Origin of the sequence: Streptomyces rimosus (assembly GCF_008704655.1) — a bacterium.
GTDB classification, from domain to species: domain Bacteria; phylum Actinomycetota; class Actinomycetes; order Streptomycetales; family Streptomycetaceae; genus Streptomyces; species Streptomyces rimosus.
Window position 1 is genome coordinate 1,126,784 of record NZ_CP023688.1, and the last position, 23,412, is coordinate 1,150,195.

At 72.1% G+C, this 23,412-nt stretch carries 23 protein-coding genes and 2 pseudogenes; 16 read left to right on the forward strand and 9 right to left on the reverse strand.

The features are described 5' to 3' along the window. Positions 1-84 precede the first annotated feature (84 nt). Positions 85-297: pseudogene (locus CP984_RS42975) on the reverse strand (DUF6461 domain-containing protein); the annotation flags it as partial. Between the two features lie 170 nt (positions 298-467). Next, on the reverse strand, positions 468-872 hold the full coding sequence (locus CP984_RS41920; protein WP_003981692.1) for an imine reductase family protein: 405 nt from the start codon (positions 870-872) through the stop codon (positions 468-470). 312 nt (positions 873-1,184) lie between these two features. On the opposite strand from CP984_RS41920, the pseudogene CP984_RS04510 reads away from it, so the two are divergent. Further along, positions 1,185-1,537, forward strand: a pseudogene (locus tag CP984_RS04510) (MerR family transcriptional regulator); the annotation flags it as partial. A 130-nt stretch (positions 1,538-1,667) separates the two neighbouring features. Here CP984_RS04510 and CP984_RS04515 read toward each other — a convergent pair. Both CP984_RS04515 and CP984_RS04520 read right to left on the reverse strand, forming a co-directional pair. Continuing rightward, positions 1,668-2,600, reverse strand: a complete 933-nt coding sequence (locus CP984_RS04515) for a DUF6397 family protein (protein ID WP_003981690.1) — start codon at positions 2,598-2,600, stop codon at positions 1,668-1,670. A 112-nt stretch (positions 2,601-2,712) separates the two neighbouring features. After that, positions 2,713-3,120 carry a roadblock/LC7 domain-containing protein gene (locus tag CP984_RS04520; RefSeq protein ID WP_003981689.1) on the reverse strand — a complete coding sequence of 136 codons (408 nt, stop codon included), beginning with the start codon at positions 3,118-3,120 and terminating at the stop codon, positions 2,713-2,715. A gap of 132 nt (positions 3,121-3,252) precedes the next feature. Here CP984_RS04520 and CP984_RS04525 point away from each other — a divergent pair, with 132 nt between their 5' ends. Next, positions 3,253-3,681 (forward strand): PPOX class F420-dependent oxidoreductase, encoded by a 429-nt coding sequence (locus CP984_RS04525; RefSeq protein ID WP_003981688.1) that lies wholly within the window; start codon positions 3,253-3,255, stop codon positions 3,679-3,681. A gap of 45 nt (positions 3,682-3,726) precedes the next feature. On the opposite strand, the gene CP984_RS04530 is transcribed toward CP984_RS04525, so the two are convergent. Continuing rightward, positions 3,727-4,371, reverse strand: coding sequence for a GTP-binding protein (locus CP984_RS04530; protein ID WP_003981687.1), 645 nt, complete (start codon positions 4,369-4,371; stop codon positions 3,727-3,729). Positions 4,372-4,530: 159 nt separating this feature from the next. Between CP984_RS04530 and CP984_RS04535 the strand changes: the two genes are divergently transcribed. After that, entirely contained in the window at positions 4,531-4,776 is a 246-nt protein-coding gene (locus tag CP984_RS04535; RefSeq protein WP_030179571.1) for a hypothetical protein, read from the forward strand. 166 nt (positions 4,777-4,942) lie between these two features. After that, on the forward strand, positions 4,943-5,611 hold the full coding sequence (locus CP984_RS04540) for an O-methyltransferase (protein WP_003981685.1): 669 nt from the start codon (positions 4,943-4,945) through the stop codon (positions 5,609-5,611). A gap of 22 nt (positions 5,612-5,633) precedes the next feature. Here CP984_RS04540 and CP984_RS04545 read toward each other — a convergent pair whose 3' ends face one another. Beyond that, complete coding sequence (locus tag CP984_RS04545; protein ID WP_003981684.1) at positions 5,634-6,833, reverse strand: NosD domain-containing protein; 1,200 nt, start codon at positions 6,831-6,833, stop codon at positions 5,634-5,636. A 125-nt stretch (positions 6,834-6,958) separates the two neighbouring features. Here CP984_RS04545 and CP984_RS04550 point away from each other — a divergent pair, with 125 nt between their 5' ends. Continuing rightward, positions 6,959-7,591 (forward strand): class I SAM-dependent methyltransferase, encoded by a 633-nt coding sequence (locus tag CP984_RS04550; RefSeq protein WP_003981683.1) that lies wholly within the window; start codon positions 6,959-6,961, stop codon positions 7,589-7,591. A 13-nt stretch (positions 7,592-7,604) separates the two neighbouring features. Here CP984_RS04550 and CP984_RS04555 read toward each other — a convergent pair whose 3' ends face one another. Beyond that, the gene (locus CP984_RS04555) at positions 7,605-8,480 is read right to left on the reverse strand and encodes an oxygenase MpaB family protein (protein ID WP_003981682.1); all 876 of its coding nucleotides are present in this window, start codon (positions 8,478-8,480) and stop codon (positions 7,605-7,607) included. 89 nt (positions 8,481-8,569) lie between these two features. Between CP984_RS04555 and CP984_RS04560 the strand changes: the two genes are divergently transcribed. Together CP984_RS04560 and CP984_RS04565 are read left to right on the forward strand one after the other, a co-directional pair. Further along, positions 8,570-8,911, forward strand: coding sequence for a hypothetical protein (locus CP984_RS04560; RefSeq protein ID WP_003981681.1), 342 nt, complete (start codon positions 8,570-8,572; stop codon positions 8,909-8,911). 99 nt (positions 8,912-9,010) lie between these two features. After that, positions 9,011-9,838: a hypothetical protein gene (locus CP984_RS04565; RefSeq protein WP_003981680.1), complete on the forward strand. Its 828-nt coding sequence runs from the start codon at positions 9,011-9,013 to the stop codon at positions 9,836-9,838. 124 nt (positions 9,839-9,962) lie between these two features. Here the strand turns inward: CP984_RS04565 and CP984_RS04570 are convergent, their stop codons facing one another. Continuing rightward, the gene (locus CP984_RS04570) at positions 9,963-10,145 is read right to left on the reverse strand and encodes a hypothetical protein (protein ID WP_003981679.1); all 183 of its coding nucleotides are present in this window, start codon (positions 10,143-10,145) and stop codon (positions 9,963-9,965) included. Between the two features lie 187 nt (positions 10,146-10,332). On the opposite strand from CP984_RS04570, the gene CP984_RS04575 reads away from it, so the two are divergent. From CP984_RS04575 to CP984_RS04585, 3 genes are all read left to right on the forward strand, one after another. Further along, entirely contained in the window at positions 10,333-13,344 is a 3,012-nt protein-coding gene (locus CP984_RS04575; RefSeq protein WP_003981678.1) for a DEAD/DEAH box helicase, read from the forward strand. Beyond that, the gene (locus CP984_RS04580) at positions 13,341-14,702 is read left to right on the forward strand and encodes a hypothetical protein (protein ID WP_003981677.1); all 1,362 of its coding nucleotides are present in this window, start codon (positions 13,341-13,343) and stop codon (positions 14,700-14,702) included. Before CP984_RS04575 ends, CP984_RS04580 begins: the two co-directional genes overlap by 4 nt. A 127-nt stretch (positions 14,703-14,829) precedes the next feature. After that, positions 14,830-15,210 carry a nuclear transport factor 2 family protein gene (locus CP984_RS04585; protein ID WP_003981676.1) on the forward strand — a complete coding sequence of 127 codons (381 nt, stop codon included), beginning with the start codon at positions 14,830-14,832 and terminating at the stop codon, positions 15,208-15,210. Positions 15,211-15,279: 69 nt separating this feature from the next. Here CP984_RS04585 and CP984_RS04590 read toward each other — a convergent pair whose 3' ends face one another. Beyond that, on the reverse strand, positions 15,280-15,513 hold the full coding sequence (locus CP984_RS04590) for a DUF6480 family protein (protein ID WP_003981675.1): 234 nt from the start codon (positions 15,511-15,513) through the stop codon (positions 15,280-15,282). Between the two features lie 367 nt (positions 15,514-15,880). Between CP984_RS04590 and CP984_RS04595 the strand changes: the two genes are divergently transcribed. From CP984_RS04595 to CP984_RS04620, 6 genes are all read left to right on the forward strand, one after another. Next, positions 15,881-18,850, forward strand: a complete 2,970-nt coding sequence (locus tag CP984_RS04595; RefSeq protein ID WP_003981674.1) for a glycoside hydrolase family 2 TIM barrel-domain containing protein — start codon at positions 15,881-15,883, stop codon at positions 18,848-18,850. Between the two features lie 110 nt (positions 18,851-18,960). Beyond that, a complete protein-coding gene (locus CP984_RS04600; protein WP_003981673.1) occupies positions 18,961-19,839 on the forward strand; it encodes a YceI family protein in 879 nt (292 codons plus the stop codon). 29 nt (positions 19,840-19,868) lie between these two features. Beyond that, positions 19,869-20,792, forward strand: coding sequence for a homocysteine S-methyltransferase (gene mmuM / locus CP984_RS04605; protein ID WP_003981672.1), 924 nt, complete (start codon positions 19,869-19,871; stop codon positions 20,790-20,792). 175 nt (positions 20,793-20,967) lie between these two features. Further along, complete coding sequence (locus CP984_RS04610) at positions 20,968-21,765, forward strand: basic amino acid ABC transporter substrate-binding protein (protein WP_003981671.1); 798 nt, start codon at positions 20,968-20,970, stop codon at positions 21,763-21,765. 29 nt (positions 21,766-21,794) lie between these two features. Then, positions 21,795-22,580 carry an amino acid ABC transporter permease gene (locus CP984_RS04615; RefSeq protein ID WP_003981670.1) on the forward strand — a complete coding sequence of 262 codons (786 nt, stop codon included), beginning with the start codon at positions 21,795-21,797 and terminating at the stop codon, positions 22,578-22,580. Then, complete coding sequence (locus CP984_RS04620; protein WP_003981669.1) at positions 22,577-23,410, forward strand: amino acid ABC transporter ATP-binding protein; 834 nt, start codon at positions 22,577-22,579, stop codon at positions 23,408-23,410. Before CP984_RS04615 ends, CP984_RS04620 begins: the two co-directional genes overlap by 4 nt. The last annotated feature ends 2 nt before the right edge of the window (positions 23,411-23,412 follow it).

Sequence of the window (23,412 nt, forward strand, 5' to 3'; positions counted from 1 at the left end):
GCCGGAAGCATGCCCACCGGCCTCCCGAGGCATCTGCGGGGCTGGCGGCCGGGGCCAGATCATTGCTGTCGGGCCGACCCGCCTCATCGGTTCCTCAAGGATGTCCGGTTTCTGCCCGGACCGCTGTCCTGGGCTCGTCGTCTCGAACTGGGCGAGCAGTACCCGGTCACGCCAGTAGGCGACCGTTGCCATCGTGTCCGCGTATGAGCAACAGATCAGCTCGGTTCCGCTGGATGCGGCTTTCAGCCTCTCGGAGAGGCTGCCCACATGCTGGCCGACACCAGCACTTATGCCCATCCGCCCGCTTCCCAGGCTCGCGCTGCGCCCCAGTTCCAGTAGTCCTCCATGCCAGCCCACATGAACCCGTTCGCCTCGTCCTCATCACACGGCTGGAACGTCTCCGTCGAACTGGCCCCTAATCGCAACAGCGGTTCTCGTCAGCGGATTCGTGTCTGTCCCTTCCTTAGCTACGTTCGATAGCCAGCCATCGTATGAACCTTGGTCACCGCTACGGCGAGGTGCATGAACTCCCCAATCAGCATCGGATACTGCTCCCCTCCATGACCGGCGGCCATCGCCCGGTCGGCCATCGCCTTGATCAACTTTGGTAGCTCCGTGTTGATGCCCGCTGCATCGCTCTCCTCGATCAGGTGCGCCATGGCTCGCGCGTCGGTTTCCAGGGTCGCTACCTCGGGCGGGAAGGAATCAGCGTCGGTCTGCTCGGCGTATCCCGGCAGCCAGTCGGCCACGCCGGCTGCCACCTGCCGTGCGAACGTTGCGTACGCCGCGGCGTCGACACAGGCCGTTCTGAGCAGGGCGGTGCCCTGGAGCCAGGCGTTCAGGACGCTCCACATCATGGCCAAGCCCGCCACGTCGTACAGGAACGCCAGGCCGTGGTCCGCGCCCAGGTAGGTGACGGTGCCGAGCGCGTTGAGCGTTGACTTGTGTGCAAGTCCCCTTCCGGTCCGCTGTGCAGGATTACCGCCTGTTCGGTGCCGATGGCCGACGGGATGGCCGTCACGGCGCCGTCGAGATAGCGGGCACCGCGCTGCTCCGCCCGCCGGACTGCCTCCCGGGCCTGGGCCGAGGAGCCCGAGGTCAGGTTGATTACGGTGGTCTGGTGCCCGGCCTTCAGGAATGCGGCGGCTAGTGCCCTGCCGGTGTGAAGGTCAAGCCAGGTCGCGATGCGGATCGGGGAACTGAGTCGTCGAACGGGCGTCAACACCCACCAGTTGCGCTACTACGAAGCCCAGCCAACGGGTACCGCGAGTACGGAGAGAGCGCCGTGCTTCGGGTGAAGCAGATCCGCCACCTGCTCGGCGCCGGACTCTCCTCCGAAGACATCGTCTACCTACTGCCCTGTGCGGAAGGGGAGGCCCCGGAGCTGATCGGGTGTCCCGAACTGCTGGCCGCCATGCGGTCGCGGCTGCGGCGGCTGGACGAGCAGGTGGAGCAACTTGCTCGGTCCCGCAACGCCCTTGCCGACTACATCGACGTCGCCGAGCGCATCGGTCGCCAGAGCTGTCCGCTCTTTGAGGAAGGGGCGGCTCTGGAACCCGCCGGTCCCACCGGGCCCGCCAAGCCCGTCGAGTCCGTTGAGTCCGTCGAATCTGTTGTTTTCGCCTGACCGCGGCGTGCCCAGTGCACCCCACCTCCCTTCCTCTTCGTTACCTGTCGGAGGCCCCGATCCGGAAGGGTGACATCGCGCGGGTCGTGGAGGTCCGGACGGGAGCGGGCCCCGGAGGCGGTGGGGTGGGCATCGAGGGGTGGCGTAGGCGGTTTTTGGCTGGTTGGTGGCGGCGGGCCTGGTCCAGGGCTCGGGTGAGGTTGACGCGGTACCAGAGGACCTCGTCGAACTCTGCCGCCATGGTCGCCCACTCCACCGCCTGCTGGGCCGTCGCTCCGGTGGCGGGTGGGGCCAGGGACGGGCGCAGGCGGCGGAGTACGGTGCGTTCCAGAGGGTCTTCCGCGATCGAGGCCAACTCCTCCGGTGGCAGGACGGCGGCGATCACGGCGGCCGACTGCCAGCCGTCTGCCGCCTGGCCCATCAGCTGGGCTACCCGGCGGCTGCGCCATGTGCGGCCCCGCCAGTCCTGGCCGCCGTCGAGCATGACCCGCATCACCGCCGGGATATGGCCCCGCAGCAGCCCCGGCTCACGGTCGGCGAATTCCGTCAGCTCCGAGGCGAGGTAGAGCCAGACCACGGCGCCGTAGCGGTTCACGTAGAAGCGGACCGGGGCGAAGCTGCCCGCGCGGGCCAGGCGCAGGAATCGGCCCGGGCCGATGTCGAGCAGACCGGCGGCCTCGGTCGCGCCGACCGTTCGCAGGCGCTCACGCAGTGTGTCGGGGAAGCCCTCCTCCGCCCGCAGCCGTCGGATCTCCTCCGCCGGCACCCGGCGCCGCCCCCACGGTCCGGCCGGGCCGGGCCGCGCTTCGGGGTCCGGCGGGACCGTGGCGATCTCCTCCAGTTGCACCGCTAGGTCGAACTCGCCGCTGCGCAGCCCCAGTTCGTGGGCCGCCCGACCCGGCGCGAGCGTCTCCCCCACAGTCAGGAATTCATCCAGCGCGGACACCTGCCGCCCGTCGCACATCACCGTCATGACACTCTCCCCCGTCACCGTTCGTCACGGAATCCGGTGCGGATCCCCGCCGGTTCGTTACCGACAGTGACGACGATAGCCGTGGGGTACGACACCGCGTCAAGCCCCGGCTTCAGGGCTGTGGACAACCTTCCGGCCGACGGGACGCGACCCCCAGGTGTTCCCCCACACGGTTGACCAACAGCGCCATTTCGTAGGCGATTTGCCCCATGTCGGCCTCTGGGCCCGCCAGCACGCACAGACAGCTGCCCTCCCCCGCCGCCGTCACGAACAGCACACCGTCGTCGAACTCGACCATCGTCTGCCGCACCTGCCCGGCCCCGAAGTGCCGGCCCGAGCCCTTGGCGAGGCTGTGCAGGCCCGACGCGACCGCCGCCAGATGCTCCGCGTCCTCCCGCGCCAGCCGCCGGCTCGCACTCGTCACGAGCCCGTCGTTGGACAGCACCAGGGCGTGCCGCACCTGGTCCATCCGCTCGGTCAGGTCGTCCAGCAACCAGTCGAGCCCGCTGCTCGCCGCCATCCCGTTCCCTCCCCGTGTCCCCGTGGGCAACTGCCGTGCCAGCCTGGCCCACCCATGCCGTCCCGGCAAGCGTCCCGGCCGTGCCGCGCGGTTCGCGGGGCCTGTTCGGGCCGGATGGCGCAGGATGGCGGTATGGCGCGCAAAATGAGCAAGGACGAGTGGCAGAGCTTCCTGTCCGAGGGCACCCGCACCGGCAAGCTCTCGACCGTACGGGCCGACGGCAGCCCGCACATCGCACCGGTGTGGTTCCTCCTGGACGGCGACGATCTCGTGTTCAACACCGGCGCCGACACGGTCAAGGGCCGCAACATCGCCCGGGACGGCCGGGTCACGCTCTGTGTGGACGACGACCGGCCGCCGTTCAGCTTCGCGATCGTGGAGGGCCGGGCCGAAACCAGCGACGAGCTTCCCGAGGTACGCGCCTGGGCGACCCGTATCGCGGCCCGCTACATGGGCAAGGAGCGCGCCGAGGAGTACGGGGCGCGCAACGGCGTCCCGGGAGAATTGCTGGTACGGGTGCGGATCGACAAGGTCGTGGCCGTCGCCGATCTCGCCGACTGACGTTCCGGCCGTACGGCGTCGGTACGCCCGGAACGCGGCGCCTCCTCACCCCACCGAGTCCAGCAGCCGGGCGGTGTACACCCGCCCGGCGTGCTCCACCAGCCGTATCAGCACTTCCTTGCCCGAGTCGCGGTCCCGCGCGTCGCACAGCACCACGGGGGTGCCCCGGTCCAGGTCGAGCGCCCGCGCCACCTCGTCGGCCCCGTACGCGCGGGACCCGGCGAAACAGTTGACGGCCACCAGGAAGGGGATGGAGCGGTTCTCGAAGTAGTCCACGGCGGGGAAGCAGTCCTCCAGCCGTCGCGTGTCCGCGAGCACGACGGCGCCCAGTGCGCCCCGCGCCAGGTCGTCCCACAGAAACCAGAAGCGGTCCTGTCCGGGCGTTCCGAAGAGGTACAGGGACAGTCCGGATCTGATGGTGATGCGGCCGAAGTCCATCGCCACCGTGGTGGTGGTCTTGCGCACCACGTCCCCGGCGTCGTCCAGCGCGGCACCCGCCTCGCTGAGCAGTTCCTCCGTACGCAGCGGCCGAATCTCGCTCACGGCTCCCACGAGGGTCGTCTTGCCGACCCCGAATCCGCCCGCCACGAGGATCTTCAGGGCCAGGAAGGTGTCGTCGGGGGTGTTCGCGGAGGCGTCGGCAGGCGGTACGGATACGTCGTGGGGTTCGTCGCGCGAGTCGAAAACCATGGCGAGGACCGTACTCCTTTCGCTACACAGCGTGGCGTGGAGTTGACAACTTCGTACGCTGCGGGGGAAGCCCCGGCCACCGTCCGGCCGGGCGCCACCAGCGGGAAACCCGCGCCGCGGGCCGGTCGCCGCACCGGCGGGGCGCGAGAAAGAAGGCTGATGATGTCCATCCATGAGGCCACCGGTACCGGCGAGGACATCGCGGCCGTACCCGCCGCGGGCGACAACGAGGCAGGCCCCTGGCACAACGTCTGCCGTATCTGCCACCCGCGGGAGTCGCCCGTACGGCCGCTCGTCGCCATCTGCGGTGAGCCGCTGCTCGGCATCAGGGCCGCCCGCGACGCGCCGCGGTGCGAGCTGTGCGACCACCTCACGCCGCTGCACGTACGAGGACACCGGACGTGAGACCGCGCCGGAGCCGACGTCAGGCGTGAGCCGGTACCGCGTGTGCGGCGGCACTGTACGGACGACTGCACGGGAACGCCGGCTCCGGCGCCCGATTTCACCCCAACGGATGCAGCCACCCTGCTAGTTTGGTTAGCCAATCTAACTAGGCAGGCGAAGGGGCCGCATGTCTCAGCAACAGTGGAACACTGTCGACGACTACTTCAACTCCCTGCTCGTCCCGTCCGACGAGGCGCTGGAGGCCGCCCTGCGCGACAGCGAGGCGGCCGGTCTCCCCCGAATCAACGTGACGCCCACCCAGGGCAGGCTGCTCCAGCTGCTCGCCCAGATACAGGGCTCGCGGCGCATCCTGGAGATCGGCACGCTCGGCGGCTACAGCACCATCTGGCTGGGCCGCGCCCTGCCCGCCGACGGCCGTCTGATCTCCCTGGAGGCAAACGCCTCGTACGCCGACATCGCCCGCGTCAATCTCGCGCGCGCCGGGCTCGCGGAGCGCACCGAGGTCCGCGTCGGCCCGGCGCTGGACAGCCTCGCCCAGCTGGCGGCCGAGGACACCGAACCGTTCGACCTGGTCTTCATCGACGCGGACAAGGACAACAACCCGCACTACCTGGAGCGGGTCCTCGGACTGACCCGCCCCGGCAGCCTGATCGTCGGCGACAACGTCGTACGCCACGGGGATGTCGCCGACGCCGACAGTACCGACCCCTCGATCCGCGGAATCCGCCGTTTCCTGGAACTCATCGCCGAGCACCCGAAACTGACCGCGACCGCCGTGCAGACCGTGGGCGCCAAGGGCTACGACGGCTTTTCCCTGGCCCGGGTGACCGGCTAGAGGGGCGGCCCCGGCCCGTCATTCACCGCAGGCTGATCCTGTTCCCGGCGGACACCTCGGCGCCGACGACGCCCGAGCCGGCGTAGCGGATGTTGTTGCCGGTGGCCGTTCCGCCGGAGCAGGAGGTGAACAGGATGGCGGTACCGTCGCCTCCCTGGCTGTATTTCACGACGTTTCCGGTGACCACGCCTTCGTGGACGTACTGCAGCGCGATGCCGTTCGAGCTGGCCCAGTCGCGAATGATGTTCCCGGTCACGACGACGTTTTCCATGGGGGTGTCCGACATTCCGTAGACGCCTATGGTGGCGTACCGCGGCCCTTGTCCCGGCTGGTTCGCCAGGCCCGTGTGGGTCAGGACGTTGTGGGCGACGATGATGTCCTCGGTCTGCGACCAGAACCACGACTGGTACTGCGCGGAGGGGTCCACCTGTACCTGTATTCCGCTGTTGCAGTCCGCCATGATGTTGTTCGCGATGACCGCGTGGCGCCAGTTCTGGGCGCGTACGGCATAGTTCTTCGCGTTGGTGATCCGGTTGTTCACCACGCGGATTCCGTCGTGGAACCGGCCGGGGAACGTGGCCGTATGGGTGCCCACCAGGGCTCCGAACCCGTCCGCCGAGCAGCCGTCCACGACGATGTTGGTGCTGTGCGTCCCGTCGGGCGCCTCCTGGACCTCTATCGCCTCGGAGAAGAACCGGGTCGGCGTGGTGGCCTTGAAGCCCCGGAAGGTGCAGTTGCGTGCCGTCCCGTTGCGGATTCCGTGGAACTCGATCGCGTGCCAGTCCGGAATGTTCTCCACCACCAGGTCCTCGTAGAGGATGTTCTCGGCGGAGCAGAAGGCGAACATGTCCAGGTGCAGCGGATTGTTCGCGCCGCCGTCCCACCGGCCGCCGCGGATACTGATGTTGGACGCGCCGTTGTATCCGTTGTGCGAGAATCCGCCGCCCCAGAGCGTGTCGATGGCGGAGGTGTCGCTGCGGAAGATGTGGGCACCGTGGGCGACCACGGTCAGGTTTCCGGAGTCGGGTACCAGCACTCCCGTGCCCGATACCGCCGTTCCCGGACCGTGCATCCGATAGTGCCCCGGGGGAATCACCAGCGTTCCGCCGCCGGCGTCGCAGATGGTGGTCACCGCGTTCTGCAGCAGAGGCGCCGCGTCGACGAGTCCCTTGGGGTCGGCACCGAAATGGTCGACGAAATTCCACTTCCCCGTGTCCGTCATGCCAGCATGATTACGCCGGGCGGCCGGGAACGTAAGACACCGAAAGGCAACGGTTGCCGCGCCGGCCACGGCCGTTCCCGGCGCCACCGACGGCCCGTGTCACCGGCGGCCTCTACAGTTCCCGTATGAGTGACGACACCGCCGGTGCGCCCGGGCGCGCCGATCAGGTCCATGACGTGCGGGAGTTCTTCGGCCCGCGCGCGCACGACTGGGACGCGCGGTTCCCCGACGACGGGCCCGCCTATCGGGCGGGCGTCGCCGCGCTGGAACTGCGCGCGGGTGACCGGGTGCTGGACGCGGGCTGCGGGACCGGGCGGGCCCTGCCCGCCCTGCGGGCCGCCGTGGGAGCGGGCGGTACGGTCCTGGGCGCCGACCTGACGCCCGAGATGCTGGCGGCGGCCGTACGGTCCGGCAGGGAGCGCCTGGCGCACCTCCTGCTGGCCGATGTGCACCGGCTGCCGCTGCCGGACGCCGCGCTCGACGCGGTCTTCGCCGCCGGGCTGCTGTCCCACCTGGGCGACGCCGGGACGGGCCTCGCCGAGCTGGCCAGGGTCGTACGGCCCGGAGGGCGGCTGGCGCTGTTCCACCCGGTCGGCCGCGCCGCGCTGGCGGCGCGGAAGGGCCGCCGGATCACCCCCGACGACATACGGGCCGAGCCCAACCTGCGGCCCCTGCTGGCACGTACCGGCTGGGACCTGGTGCGGTACGTGGACGAGGACACGTGCTACCTGGCGTTGGCCGTACGTCGGAGCTCTTGATCAGCAGCCCGCATCAGTGCGGCACGGGGCAGCCGCCCGTGGGGCGCCCCTGGGGGAAGGTGCCGAGGTCGGACACGACGTAGCCGTTCGGATATCCCTTGATTTCCGGGTTCTGGCGGGCGTAGTGCGGGCGGCGGCGCGGCGGGAGCAGGCGGACGGACTTGGCGCGCAGCCGCAGCGCGCCGCGCACCGCGGCCCGGACGGCGGGCCTGGGACGCTCGTACCGGAAGGCGTCCAGCAGGGAGTCGTCCAGCAGGGCCATGCTCGCGCCGCGCACCATCGGGGCCAGCGGTCCGTACCAGCCCGCCATCAGGCCGAGCGTCGCGTCGGAGACCCGGCGCCCGCCCTCGTCCCAGCCGAAGTGCGCGTGCTCGTAGTCGTCCAGGCAGCGCTCGAACTCCTGGTAGGTCTGCGGGATGCCGGTGATGCCCATGTGGCGCCCGAGGGTGCGGTAGTAGACGGCCGTGGCGTGCTTCTCGTGTTCGCTCAGCCGCCGCCACCCGTACAGATCCAGCCAGCGCTTCGGGGTCACCACGAAGGTGCAGAGGACGTAGCGCATGTCGTCGTTGGTGATGTCGTAACTGCGGTGCATCTGGTTGATGCGGCGGATCGCCGTCCGACCGTCCTCGGAGTCGAAGCCGTGCTCGATCACCGTGTCCAGGAGGAGCGCGGTGTCGTCGTAGCGCTTTTGCGTACGGTCGGTCAGCTCCGCGGTTTCGGCGAGCAGCCGGCCGATGCTGGGAACGGCGTAGGTGCGGTAGAGCGCCAGTTCCAGGGCGCGGGCGACATCCCACGGGAATTCGTACGTCGTGGTGATGCGGTGGATGCGCAGGAAGTCGCGCTCCGGATCCAGCCGCTGGATTTCCTTCAGCCAGTCGTACCGCCGCACCGAGCACCCGCCCTTTCGTCGTCGAAGTTCCCATCGTAAGCGTCCGGTGCACACTGGAACGACCGGAACGGGCACCGGGAATGGGGGACATGATGACCGGCTTCTTGCGCGGAATCTCCGGATTGTTCCGCGGATTTCGGAACGTCTTCACCCGCGTCCGCGCCACCGTACGGCTGCCGGGCGCGGAGGCGCCCAGAGCACCCGGGACGGCGCGGCGGTACAACATCTTCGAGGCCGCGGCGGCCCATGTGGCGGCGTGCGCGGAGGACGACGACGAACGTACGGCCGAGACGGCGGAGTGGGTCTCCCCCGAGGCGCTCGCCTTCGGCATCAACGAACTGGCCTGCCGGGCGGTCATCGCACTCGCCCGGGAACGCAGCGAGTCACCGCAGACGGTGGCCCGGGACCTGCTCAACCTGCCGGTGGCCTGAGGGCCGTACGGTACGGCTGGTGACAACCGGCTCCGGGCCAACTAGGGTGCGCCGACGACTGATCGCATCAGGCGGAGCGCATCGCAGGGGAGGCCCCGAGTGTCGACCGAGAGCGCCGGTACGTCCACGGCCGCAAACGCGGACGGGGCTGCGCCCGGGAGTGCCGACGACGACCAGTTGCTGGTGCTGACGGCGGTGCTGCTCACGCCCGCGCAGTTCCCGAGCGTGCTGGGCGACGACTATCCCGAGGTGTGCGCCGGGCTCGGTCTGGAGCCGTACGAGCAGGGGTACGGGCTCGTACTCGGCCAGGACGGGCGGGGCGCGCGCTGGACGGTGGTGACGGACGACGTCTCGCTCGTCGCGTGCGCGGTCGCGGCCTGGGACTGCGGGATGGAGTACGACCTGTCGCCGAACGAGGACAGTGTGGTGGAAGCGCTCCCCGGCTGGCCACTCGCCCTCGCCGTGGCCGCGCCGGGCGTGCCGGAGCCGCACGACCCGGAACCGGAGGAGGGCGGTCCGGCCGTGCTCAGGCCGCCGGACGCCGGGCGGTGGGGGCCCGCGCAGCGGCGGCTCGGCGCGGACGAGATCGCGCTCCGGTGGGCGGTCTGGCGCGAGCAGGTCGAGGACGGGGTCACGTTCGTCGATCCCGGGGCCCGGCCGCACGCCGGGGTGCAGCGGGCACTGGCCGAGGCCCGCGCCTATGTGGCGGCGCCTCCGCCGCCGGGGCGGATCCGCTCGGCCTTCGCGGCGGGCGAGGCCCGTACGCTGCGGGTGGACGGTCCCGGCTGGAGCATGGTGGCGCGTACCGACGACATCGCGTTCGTCCTGCTGGACGACCAGCCGGGCGAGATCCTGCCCGTCGGGCGCGGGCCCGAGCTGCCGGGACTGCTCCGGTCGCTGGAGGCGCTGGCGGTACGGCCGGCCTGAGACGGCACGGCGCCGCCCCACCCGTGGGCCGTCGCCGTGTCCACGGGTCCGCTGACGGGGACGTCGTCGCGGTCTGCCGGCCGCCCGGCTCACGCCGCCGGGCGCACGGTCACCGACCGGTGGGTCAGTGCCCTATCTCCTTGCGGGTCACGCGCCGCAGCCTGCGCCGCTGCGAGGGGTCCAGCGTCAGATAGGCCACCGCGGGCACCCCCACGATGACCAGCAGTGCCGCCCAGAACGGCAGCAGCCACAGCAGGAGCACTCCCACCGCGACGCCGCCGATGGCGACCTTTGCGTTCACGGACATCTCTCCCGTCCCTTCCGCGGCGGGCGCCGCGCTCTCGGTACCCGCTGAACGCCTGCCGGGCCCCAGACGTTCCATCGGTGCCGACGAGCGGGCCGGTGCGCCGTGGCGGCGGTCGTCGGCACGCCCGGTGATGCTGTACCCTCGGGCAGCCGGTCGCCAGTAGTCAAACTTGAGGAGCTAGCTGCACGTGGTCACCCCTCCCGCGGCACCATCCGCTCCGCCGCCCGCGCTCGCGCGCCGGGCCGCGGTCTTCCTCCCGGCCGACCCGCCTCGTACGGGGCAGGTCGCGTTCTGGCGGCCGGACGGCGGACCGGTCGACGTAACCACCGATGCGGACGAGACCGCCGGGCTGCCGACGCAGTCGCTGACCGTCGCCGTGCCCGTCCCCGGCGTGGGAACCCGTACCGGAAGCGCCGACTACGGCATCGAACTCCGCGACGTACCGGCCGTCGTGCTGCCCGTCGCCGCCGCCCTGCCCGTCCTCACCCGCGCCCGTACGGCCCCTGGCGCCGACGCGGCCGCGGCCTTCTGGGGCTCCGCTGCCGTGCTGGCGCTGCAACTGGCCGCCCGTGGGCGGCTGCTGCCCGGAGTGAGCCGTTCCGGTCACGACGCCTGGCGCGTGGGCCCGCTCGACCCCGCCGACATCGAGCGGCTGCGCGAGCTGGCCGCGTCGCTGCCGCCCCAGGCGCACGCGGTGCCGCTCCCGGACACTTCCTCCCCCGTACTGCTGCCGGAACCGGAGCGCCTAATACGGGAGTTCCTGGACGCGGTGGCGGACGGGCTGCCCCGCTCCCCCGCCGCCTCCCTCGCCACCGGCGGACCGGCCTTCGCCGCGCCGGAGCCGCAGCACATCCCCGAACAGCGCGCTTGGGCCGCGGACGTGGCGGCCGGGCACGACGCGGGCGTACGGATCTCCTTGCGCATCGAAGTCGCGGGGCTGACCGGGGCCGGAACCAGCGTTCCGGACGGCGTCGGCTTCACCGCCGTCCTCCAGTTGCACGACCTCGCCGACCCCGCCCTGGTGGCCGACGCGTCCGAGGTGTGGGCGGGCACCACCCCCGCGGGGCAGGCGTTCGGCCCGCGGGCCCGGATGGACACCCTCCTCACGCTGCGTCGCGCCGCCGCGGCCTGGGCGCCGCTCACGCCCCTGCTGTCCGCCGCCGTACCGGACTCCGTCGGCCTCGCGGACGAGGAGATCGCCGAGCTGCTCGGCCCGGCCTCCCGAGCGCTGGCCGCGGCCGGTGTCGAGGTGCACTGGCCCGCGGACCTGGTACGGGGGCTCAGCACCCGGGCCGTGGTGGGGCCACCCGATCAGAATGGCGCGCTGTACGACCCACAAGCAGTCAAGGACGGCACCGAGCCGGAACCCAGCGGCAGCAACCGTGCCGCATCCGGGATGCCGTCGTTTCTCTCCGCCGACGCGCTGCTCTCGTTCAGCTGGCGTTTCGCCGTCGGCGACCAGGAGATCAGCAGGGCGGAGCTGGGCCGGCTGGCGGAGGCGGGGCGGCCGCTCGTACGGCTTCGCGACCGGTGGGTACTGGTCGATCCGGAGGCGCTGCGTACGGCCCGGGACCGTGCGGACCGCAAGGTGACGCCCATCGACGCGCTCGGCGCGGCCCTCACCGGGACCGCCGAGTCCGACGACGGCGCGCGCGTGGAGGTGCAGGCGTCCGGGTGGCTGGCCCGTCTCCGCGACCGGCTCACGGCGGCGGAGACGGCGGCGGACGGGGACACGGCCGACCGGCCGCACCCGGAACCCCCCGTCGCCCAGCCCCCCGCCCTCGCCGCCACCCTGCGCGACTACCAGTTGCGCGGGCTCGGCTGGCTGCACCGGATGACCTCGCTCGGCCTCGGCGGCTGCCTCGCCGACGACATGGGCCTGGGCAAGACCGTCACCCTCATCGCGCTGCACCTGCACCGGCAGGGCGACCCGGCCGCCGCCGGTCCCACGCTCGTCGTCTGCCCGGCCTCCCTGATGGGCAACTGGCAGCGGGAGATCGAGAAGTTCGCGCCCGGCACGCCGGTCCGCCGCTTCCACGCGGACCGGCGCAGTCTCGACGGCCTGGCGGACGGCGAGTTCGTCCTCACCACGTACGGCACGATGCGGCTGGACGCGGCGAAACTGGCGGGCACCCGGTGGGGGCTGGTGGTCGCCGACGAGGCCCAGCACGTGAAGAACCCGTTCTCGGCGACGGCCAGGGCGCTGCGCACCCTTCCGGCGGGCGCCCGGGTGGCGCTCACCGGCACACCGGTCGAGAACAACCTGTCGGAGCTGTGGGCCGTCCTCGACTGGACCACGCCGGGCCTGCTCGGCCCGCTGGGCCGCTTCCGCAAGCAGTACGCCATAGCCGTCGAGGGCGGCACGGACCCGGCCGCCGCCGACCGGCTGGCCCGGCTCGTCCGCCCCTTCCTGCTGCGCCGCCGCAAGTCGGACCCGGGCATCGCGCCCGAGCTGCCGCCGAAGACGGAGACCGACCGCGCGGTGGCACTGACCAGGGAACAGGCCGGGCTGTACGAGGCGGCGGTGCGCGAGGGGCTGGGCGAGATCGCGGCGGCGGAGGGCCTCGCGCGGCGCGGCCTGGTGGTCAAGCTGCTGACGTCTCTCAAGCAGATCTGCAACCACCCCGCGCAGTTCCTGAAGGAGGAGCGGCCGCGGATCGCGGGCCGCTCCGGGAAGGTGGAACTCCTGGACGAGCTGCTGGAGACGATCCTCGCCGAGGACGACGCGGGGGTGCTGGTGTTCACGCAGTACGTCCGGATGGCGCGGCTGCTCGAAACGCACCTGGCGGCGCGCGGGGTGCCGACGCAGCTGCTGCACGGCGGTACGCCGGTCGCGCGGCGCGAGGAGATGGTGCGACGCTTCCAGGACGGTGGCGTACCGGTGTTCCTGCTGTCGCTGAAGGCGGCGGGCACCGGCCTCAACCTGACCAGGGCCGCCCATGTCGTGCACTTCGACCGCTGGTGGAATCCGGCGGTCGAGGCGCAGGCCACCGACCGCGCGTACCGCATCGGCCAGACCCGCCCGGTGCAGGTCCACCGGATGGTCACCGAGGGCACGGTCGAGGACCGGATCGCCGGGATGCTCGCGCGCAAACAGCGGCTGGCGGACGCGGTGCTGGGCTCCGGCGAGGCCGCCCTGACCGAACTCACCGACGCCGAGCTGGCGGACCTGGTCGCACTGCGAGGGAGCGAGCGATGACCGAGACGACCGGAACGTGGGAAGACCCGGGCCGCCACGAGGACGCGTACCGGCCGGCGCCCGCCCGGGAGCGTACTTTCGCCGCGCTGCCGCCGGTGAGCGGCGGCGCGTTCGCGCGGACCTGGTGGGGTTTGGCCTGGCTGAAGGCGCTGGCCGACAGTGCCCTCGACGGCCGGCAGGTCAAGCAGGGCCGCCGTCACGCGCGCGCGGGCGCGGTGGGCGCGGTGTCCGTACGGCCCGGCCGCATCACCGCGGTCGTCCAGGACCGCGACGGCACGCGGCACCGCTGTGACGTGCTGCTCCAGGAGCTGGACGGGGCGGACTGGGACCGGTTCCTGGATCTGGTGGCGGACCGGGCCGGGCACATCGCGGCGCTGCTGGACCATGACATGCCGCCGCACCTGGTGGAGGACGCGGCAGCGGCCGGCATCGAACTCCTCCCGGGAATCGGCGACTTGGAGGCGGAGTGCGGCTGCGGGGCATGGGACCACTGTGCCCACACCGCTGCGCTCTGCCATCAGGTGGCGCGCTTGCTGGACGAGGATCCGTTCGTGCTGCTGCTGATGCGTGGCCGGGGTGAGCGGGAGCTGCTGGAGGACCTTCAGGCCCGTACCGCCTCGCGCGCGCGGGAAGCCGCGGAGGAGTGCGCGCCCAGTGGACAGGCCGCGGAACCGGTGGAGGCCGACGGTATACCGGCGGCAGAGGCGTACGCGGCCCGGGACATCCTGCCGCCACTGCCCGCACCTCCGCCGTACGTGGACGAACCGGGTGCCGCGCCGGCCCTCGGTGGCGGGACCGATCCGGCGCCCGGAGTGGAGGTGGCAGCGCTGGAGTTCCTGATCAGCGATACGGCGGCGCGCGCTCAGCGCCTGCTCGCCGACGCGCTGTCCCCCGGCCACGCGGACACCCCGCCGCAGGCGCCGCTGACGTGTGCGCAGGACGCCGTACGGCTGGCGGCGGCCGGTCCGGAACCCCGGATCGCGGCGCGGCTGGCGGCCGGTTCCGGGCGTACGGCCAAGGGACTGGCCCTGGCCGTACGGGCGTGGGAGTACGGCGGAGCCCCGGCGCTCGCGGTCCTGGAGGAGGAGTGGACGCCGGAGCCTGCGGCCTTGGCGCGCGCTACGGCGCAGCTCGCCGCCTGGGACGAGGACGAGCCGCCACCACGCCTGCGCCACGACCGCAACCGGTGGACTGTGATCGGCGCCGACGCGCAGCTCAGGTACGGGCGTGACGGGCGCTGGTGGCCGTACCGGAAGGAGCGCGGGCAGTGGACGCCCGCGGGCCCGGCGGCCGAGGACCCGGCCGCCGCGCTCGCGGCGCTGCGCGGCGGAACGGAGGACTCCGCGGCCTCCCCGTGAAAGCGCCTGCCCGTACGCCCGTACGGCTGACTCTCCGGGCGGCGCGGCGCTAATCTGCTCCGCGTCAGGGGGCCGGCGCACGGACCGCCGGCCCGGTGTGCGGCCGATCGGAGGGACCGTGCCTGCTGTGAGCCCCTTGGACGTTCTCGAACAGCGGCGCGCCGCCGTCACGGGGCAGGACGCGGACGCCTTCGCGGACCTGTTCGCGCCGGACGGAGTGATCGAACTGCCCTTCGCGGGCCCCGACGTGCCCGACCGTATCGAGGGCCGGGAGGCGATCCGGGCGTTCGCGCGGGCGGCGATGGGCGCGCTGCGCATCGACGCGCTGGTGACGCTCGCGGTGCACCGGACCGAGGACCCGGAAGTCGTCGTCACCGAGACGCTCACCAAGGGCGTGGGGCGCGGCGACGCGTTCGAGGGCCGCTCGGTGCAGTTCTTCCGCATCCGGGACGGCGCGATCCTGCTGTTCCGGGACTACACGGGGCCGTTGCGCAAGCCGTCCTCCTGAGGCGGGCGGGCTTCGGCCGGGTGCGTACCGTACGGCGACGTGCCCGGCCGCGGCGCGCGGCCCGGCGGCCTACGCGCCCCAGATCCGGGCGATGAAGAAGGCCGCGACGAGGACGACCACGACGGCGAGCGCCAGCAGCGGGCCCTTGGACCAGCCGCGGGTCGGGTTGTGGGTCTCCAGCGGCCCGGCGTCCGGGGTGCTGCCCTCGGCGGGCGGCGTCTCGCCCGGCGGCACGCCGCCGCCCGGCTCCAGGCCGGTGGTGCGCTCCGGTACCGGGTCCGGGTTCTTCGGTGCATCGTTCATGCTGCCCGGGTGCCCGGGTACGGCGGATTCTCACGCCGGGTACGGAAGGAGCCGGTCGGGCCGGTGCCGCCGCGCCCGGAACGGACGGGTCGGACGCGCGTCACGTACCCGGAACGGACCGGTCGGACCCGCGTCGCCGTACCCGCAACAGGCCGCCGGACCCGCGTCACCACACCGCAACAGACCGGCCGCGCTCATTCCGCCGGGCCCCGTCCGACGGCACGAATGCGGGCGCTCGGGACAATGTACGGCCCTGCACGAACACTTCACCGGTCAATCATTCGTATGTGGTCGCGGCGCGCCGCCGCGCGTGGTTCGCTGGCGTGATCCCCCACGCCCCTGCCGTGCCCCGCAGCGAGGAGGACCCTTGCCCCTGCCCGACGCCGAGCACGCCGGCCCCCGCTCCGCTCCCGACGCCGAGCACCCCGTATCCGGATCACCGCACCCCCTCCCGTACTACGAGGACCCGTCCCCCAGCAGCGGCTGCCGCCCGCCGCGCGCCTGGTACGCCCGCTCCGACGCGCGGCGGATGTCGCTGCACGGGGCGTGGCGCTTCCGGCTCTCGCCCACCGCCCGCGGCGCGGACACCACCTTCGCCCGGCCGGACTTCGACGACGCGGACTGGGACGACCTGCGCGTACCGGGCCACTGGGTGCTGGCGGGCCATGGCGCGCCCGTCTACACCAACACCCGCTACCCGTTCCCCGTCGACCCGCCGCACCTGCCCGACGAGAACCCGACCGGCGACCACCGGCACGCCTTCGATCTCCCCGCCGGATGGGAACCGGGGCCCGCGCTGCTGCGTTTCGAAGGTGTGGAGTCCTGCGCCAGGGTGTGGCTCAACGGACAGGAGGTGGGGCATTTCAAGGGCAGTCGGCTGCCGCACGAGTTCGAGGTCGGACACCTGCTGCGGGCGCGCCGCAACGTCCTCGCGGTCCGCGTCCACCAGTGGTCCTCGGGCAGCTATCTGGAGGACCAGGACCAATGGTGGCTGCCCGGCGTCTTCCGTGAGGTGACGCTGCATCACCGGCCCGCGGGCTCGGTCGCGGACCACTTCGTGCACGCCTCGTACGACCACCGCACCGGCCTCGGCACCCTGCGGGTGGAGTGCGACCCGGCGGGCCGCGTGACGGTCGCGGAACTCGGGCTGGACCTGGCGACCGGGCAGAGCGCGACGGTTCCGGTGACGCCGTGGACGGCCGAGACGCCGCGGCTGTACGACGCCGAGCTGCGCACGCCCGGCGAGCGCGTACCGCTGCGCGTCGGCTTCCGTACCGTACGCGTCCAGGACGGCCTGCTGACGGTCAACGGCCGCCGCGTCCTCTTCCGCGGCGTCAACCGGCATGAGTTCGACCCGCGTTACGGACGCGCGCTCGGCCCCGAGGCGATGCGCCGCGACCTGCTGCTGATGAAGCGGCACAACGTCAACGCGGTCCGTACGAGCCACTATCCGCCGCACCCCGCCTTCCTGGACCTGTGCGACGAGCTGGGCCTGTGGGTGGTCGAGGAGTGCGATCTGGAGACGCACGGTTTCGGGCAGCAGGAGTGGCGGGGCAATCCGGTCGATGACGACGCATGGACGCCGGCGCTGCTGGACCGCGCGCGCCGTATGGTCGAGCGGGACAAGAACCACCCCAGCGTGATCATGTGGTCGCTGGGCAACGAATGCGGCACCGGCCGCGGTCTGTCCGCCATGGCCGCCTGGATGCGCGAGCGCGACCCGTCCCGCCCGCTGCACTACGAGGGCGACCCGTCCTGCGCCGACACCGATGTCTACTCCCGGATGTACGCGGACCACGCCGAGGTCGCCCGGATCGGCCGCCGCGAGGAGGAGCCGCTCGCCGACCCGGCCGCCGACGCCCGGCGCCGCCAACTGCCCTTCCTCCTGTGCGAGTACGCGCACGCGATGGGCAACGGGCCCGGCGGGCTGAGCGAGTACCAGCGGCTGTTCGAGACGTACGAGCGCTGCCAGGGCGGCTTCGTGTGGGAGTGGATCGATCACGGGCTCCGCAAGCGCACCCCGTACGGAGAAACGTTTTTCGCGTACGGGGGCGACTTCGGCGAGGAGCTGCACGACGGCAACTTCGTCTGTGACGGGCTGGTCCTCCCCGACCGGGTGCCGTCGCCGGGACTGGCCGAGTTCAAGAAGGTGGTCGAGCCGGTGCGGATCGGCGCGGGTCTGCCGCGCGCGGTGCGGATCGGCAATCTGCACGACTTCGCCGACCTCTCCCATCTGGCGTTCCGCTGGTCCTACGAGGCCGAGGGCGACGTGCTGGCCGAGGGCCCGCTGACCGTGCCGCCGCTGGCGCCCGGCGCGTCCGCCGAGGTGGCGCTGCCGCCCAAGCCCGCCGGCCGGCGCGGCCGCGAAGCCCTGTGGACCGTACGGGCGTTACTGGCCGCCGACACCCCATGGGCCGCGGCGGACCACGAGGTCGCCTGGGGACAGCTGCCCGCCGCACCGGCCACGCCGCCGCCGGTGCCGCGCTCGGCGGGCCCGCGGCCGCGGCACGGCGAGGGCAATCTCATCCTCCTCGGCCCGGGCGCCTTCGACGCCACCACCGGCGTACTCCGCTACCTCGACGGCGTGCAACTGGAGGGACCCCGGCTGGACGTGTGGCGGGCGCCGACCGACAACGACGAGGGCGCGCCCTGGCAGCCGGGGCCGCGCCCCGCCGAGCAGTGGCGCCGCGTCGGGCTGCACCGCATGCGGCACCGGGTGGCGACGGTCGAGTGCGGGCGCGACACGCTGACGGTACGCACCCGGGTGGCGTCGGCCGGCTCCGGACTGGCCCTGGACGCGGACTACCGGTGGAGCGCGGACGGCGGGCGGCTGCGGCTGGAGGTGTCGGTCCGGCCGTACGGGGACTGGCCCTGCCCGCTCCCCCGGCTCGGCGTCCGGATGGGGCTGTGCGGCAGCCTGATGACGGCGCGGTGGTACGGCGGCGGTCCCGGCGAGGCGTACCCGGACACCAGGGCGGCGGCGCGGACCGGGCTGTGGAGCATGCCGGTCGACGCCTTGCAGACGCCGTATGTGCGTCCGCAGGAGAACGGGGCGCGGATCGGCACGCGGTGGGTGGAGCTGGCCCGCAGCGACGGTTCGGGGCTGCGCGTCGAGGGTGAGCCGGAGTTCTGGTTCACCGCGCGCCGCTGGACGAGCGAGCAGCTGGACGCGGCCCGGCACACCACCGACCTGACGCCGGGCGACCGGGTCTGGCTCCACCTCGACCACGCCCAGCACGGCATCGGCAGCCTGTCGTGCGGCCCCGGAGTGCTGCCGGAGTACGCGCTGACGGTCGCGCCGGCCCGGTTCGTCCTCGTGCTGCGGACAGTGCGATGAATTTCACGTTTAGGCGGGTATTGACAGGTGTAGTCCTCAGCGGTCTAAACCAATGACAGGATGGAGATGCACCTTTTTCGACACAACTGACCGAGAGGCCCCGTCCTGCCATGGCGCTCGCCATCCTCACCCGTCTTCGTGACCGCTCCGCCCGCAGTGTCCCCGCCCCGGCCCCGATCCCGCGCGGCGCCGGGGCGCTGGACCTGAGCGTCCAGGACCCCGTCGGGCTGCCGATGGCCGGGGCGGGCATATCGGTGCGCAACGCCGAGGGCACCGAGGTCACCCGCGGCCAGACGGACCCCAACGGCATGTTCACCGCCACGCTCGCGCCCGCCGCGTACCACGTGGTCGTCACCTGCGACGGCTTCCGGCCCGAGCGGTTCGACAGCATGGTCGCCGCGGGTGAGCGGACCGCGCCCCGGACGCTGGAACTGGAACCGGCCCCGGCCCCGTCGCTGCCCGCCCCGGGGCAGTGGCGGCTGGACCCCGACCACTCGTCCATCCGCTTCACCGCCCGGCACATCGGGCTGGCCGAGATCCACGGCCGCTTCAACCACTTCGAGGGCGGCCTGTGGATCGCGCCGGACATGCGGGACTCGCGGGTGGAGGTGACCATCGACGCGGCGAGCATCGACTCGGGCGTCAAGATGCGCGACGACCATCTGCGCTCGGCCGAGTTCCTGGACGTGGCGCGCTACCCGTACCTCCAGTTCGCCGGGGAGCGGTTCGTGCACAAGGGCGGCTCCCGGTGGGCCGTACAGGGCGTGCTGCACCTGCACGGCGTGAGCCGGTCGGTGCAGTTGGACACCCGCTACCTGGGCATCGGCACCGGGATCGGCGGCGAGACGCGGACGGCGTGCACCGCGGTGACCGAGCTGCACCGCGAGGACTTCACGCTCGACTGGCGCAAGATGCTCGCCCGGGGCATCGCGGCCATCGGGGCCACGATCCGCATCGAGCTGGACATCCAGGCCGTACCGGCGGAGTGAGCCGGGCCGGGGGTGAGAGGCTGGGCGGCATGAGCACCGCTGCCGCCCCTTCGTTCACCGACGCCCTCGCCACGGGCCCGCTCGTCCTGGACGGCGGGCTCTCCAACCAGCTGGAGTCCGCCGGGCACGACCTGAGTGACGCGCTGTGGTCGGCCCGGCTGCTGGCCGAAGCCCCGGCCGCCGTGGTCGCCGCGCACCGCACGTACTACGAAGCCGGGGCGCAGGTGGCGATCACCGCCAGCTATCAGGCGACCTTCGAGGGCTTCGCCGCGCGCGGCATCGGGGCGGCGGAGGCCGCCGAGCTGCTGCGCCGCAGTGTGGAGCTGGCGCGTGAGGCAGCGCGGCAGGCGACGGCGGCCGGTGCCGCGGGGCCCCTGTACGTCGCCGCGTCGGCCGGTCCGTATGGCGCGATGCTTGCCGACGGTTCCGAATACCGGGGGCGCTACGGGCTGTCGGTGGCCGAATTGGAGCGCTTCCACCGCCCGCGCCTGGAGGTGCTGGCAGCCGCCGGGCCCGATGTGCTGGCACTGGAAACCGTGCCGGACGCGGACGAAGCGCGCGCTCTGCTGCGGGCGGTGCGCGGCCTGGGCGTACCGGCCTGGCTGTCGTTCAGCGCGGCCGGGGAGCACACCCGGGCCGGGCAGCCGCTGGAGGATGCCTTCGCGCTCGCCTCAGACGTCCCTGAGGTGGTCGCGGTAGGCGTGAACTGCTGCACGCCTGAGGACGCTGACCAGGCGGTGGCCTTGGCGGCCCGCGCGTCCGGCAAGCCCGTCGTCGTCTACCCGAACAGTGGCGAGAACTGGGACGCGCAGGCGCGCGCCTGGTGCGGCACGCCTGCCTTCAGCGCGGACCGGGTGGCGTCCTGGACCGCCGCGGGAGCCCGGCTCGTCGGCGGCTGCTGCCGGGTGGGACCGGACGCGGTGGCCGCGCTGGCCCGGCAACTGGCGGGCTGATCCAGGGCCGTACGACCCCGTACGCGGCCCCGAGCGGCGGCGGGTCGTTACCCGGTCGCAACACCGGCGGCGGCGACAGCGGCCCTGGCCGGTGGCAGGATGCAGCCAACTCACCTCCGACCGGTAGGTGTTGGCCGCATCCTGATCCGGAGGACCTGTGTCCGTTCGCGCATCGATGTCCGCCACGGCCGCGCTCGTCGCGGCCACCGCCCTCCTCGCCGCGGGGTGCACGAGCACCAAAGCCCCGGCGAACTCCGGCGGGAAGTCGGCCTCCGGCATCCAGCTCGTCTCCCCCGGCACCCTGAAAACCTGCACCCACCTGCCGTACGCGCCGTTCCAGGTGAAGAAGGGCGGCAAGATCGTCGGCTTCGACGTGGACCTGGTCGACCTGATCGCCAAGGAACTCAAGGTGCCGCAGGAGATCGTCAACACGCCCTTCGAAGGCATCGAGACCGGCCAGGACTTCAACATCCGCAAGTGCGATCTGGCCGCCGCCGGCATGACGATCACCGACAAGCGCAAGAAGGTGATGGACTTCTCCGACCCGTACTTCGAGGCCACCCAGGCGCTGATCACCAAGAAGGGCAAGCCCTACAAGAAGGTCGAGGACCTCAAGGGCAAGAAGCTGGGCTACCAGAAGGCGACCACCGGCGCCGAGTACGCCAAGAAGCACGGGCAGGGCGTCGACCTGGTGGAGTTCGAGGACCTGGGGCTGCTGCTGACCGCCGTGAAGACGGGGCAGGTGGACGCGGGCATCAACGACAACGGGGTGCTGTTCGACTATGTCAAGCAGAACCCGGACACCGCGGTGACGGCCGAGTTCCACACCGGCGAGCACTACGGGATCGGCGTGCGCAAGGGTGACGACGCGCTGCGCAAGAAGATCAACGAAGTGCTCAAGAAGGCGCACGCGGACGGCAGTTACGACAAGATCTACAAGAAGTGGTTCGGTACCGCGCCCCAGCAGGGCTGACCGCAGCCAGGATGAGGAGCCGCACACCGATGCCCCTGTCCCGACGCAAGCGGGCCCGCCTCTTCCGGGGCGCCCAGTACGCCGTGCTGGCCGCCGCCGTGCTCGTGTTCGCCCTGGTCGCCGACTGGGGGACGCTGCGCCACGCGTTCTTCGACGTCGGGGTCGCCAAGGCGCTGTTCCCCGACATCATCACGACCGCGCTGGTCAACACCGTCAAGTACACCCTGCTCGGCTTCGGTTTCGGGCTGGGGCTCGGGCTGGTGCTGGCGCTGATGCGGCTCTCGCAGGTGCCGCCGTACCGCTGGCTCGCCATCGTCTACATCGAGTTCTTCCGCGGGGTGCCCGCGCTGCTGGTGTTCATCGCGCTGGGCTTCGGCGTACCGCTCGCCTTCGAGGTCGCGCTCGACATGAACATCACCGTGATGCTGTCGCTCGGCCTGGTCGGCGCCGCGTACATGGCGGAGACCATCCGGGCCGGCATCCAGGCCGTACCCAAGGGGCAGACCGAGGCGGCCCGTTCGCTGGGGATGTCGTCGGGCCGCGCGATGCGGTCGATCGTCATCCCGCAGGCGTTCCGTATCGTGCTGCCACCGCTCACCAACGAACTGATCCTGCTCACCAAGGACTCCTCGCTGGTCTATCTGCTGGGCCTGTCGCTCGGCCAGTTCGAGCTGGCCAACTTCGGGCGGGACGCCCTGAACGAACACAAGAGCCTGACGCCGATCCTCATCGCCGGCCTGCTCTACCTCGTCATCACCCTCCCCCTGGGCCACCTGGTCCGGCGGCTGGAGGCCCGTACCGCGAAGGCCAGGTGACCGTCGTGCACACCGACCAGCAGCCGGTGACGGCACGCCGGGCGATCGAGGTCGAGGGGCTGCACAAGTCCTTCGGCGCGCTGGAGGTCCTCAAGGGCATCGACTTCTCCGTGGAACGGGGCGAGGTGGTGTGCGTCATCGGCCCGTCCGGGTCGGGCAAGTCGACGCTGCTGCGCTGCGTGAACCTGCTGGAGGAGCCGACCGCCGGCCGGGTCACCGTGGCGGGTACCGAGGTCACCGACCCGGATGTGGACATCGACCGGGTCCGCCGCCGCATCGGGATGGTCTTCCAGTCCTTCAACCTCTTCCCGCACCTGACCGCCCTGGAGAACCTGACGATCGCGCAGCGCCGGGTGCTGCGCCGCGACCGGGCGGCGGCCGAACAGGTCGCGCGCGCCAACCTCGAACGGGTGGGTCTGAGCGACAAGGAGTCCGCGTATCCGGCGCAGCTCTCGGGCGGTCAGCAGCAGCGAGTGGCCATCGCCCGCGCCCTGTCCATGGAACCGGAGCTGATGCTCTTCGACGAGCCGACCTCGGCGCTCGACCCGGAGCTGGTCGGCGACGTGCTGGCGGTGATGCGCGGGCTCGCGCAGGAGGGCATGACGATGCTGGTCGTCACGCACGAGATGAGCTTCGCGCGGGAGGTCGCGGACCGGGTGGTGTTCATGGACGGCGGGATCATCGTCGAGGAAGGCGTGCCGGAGCGGGTGATCGCCGATCCGCAGCACGAGCGGACCCGGACGTTCCTGGCCCGGGTGCTCGATCCGGCGGCCGCCGGGATCATCGAGGTGGCGGAAGGGGAGCCACCGCCCGGGGAGCAGCAGCCGTGACC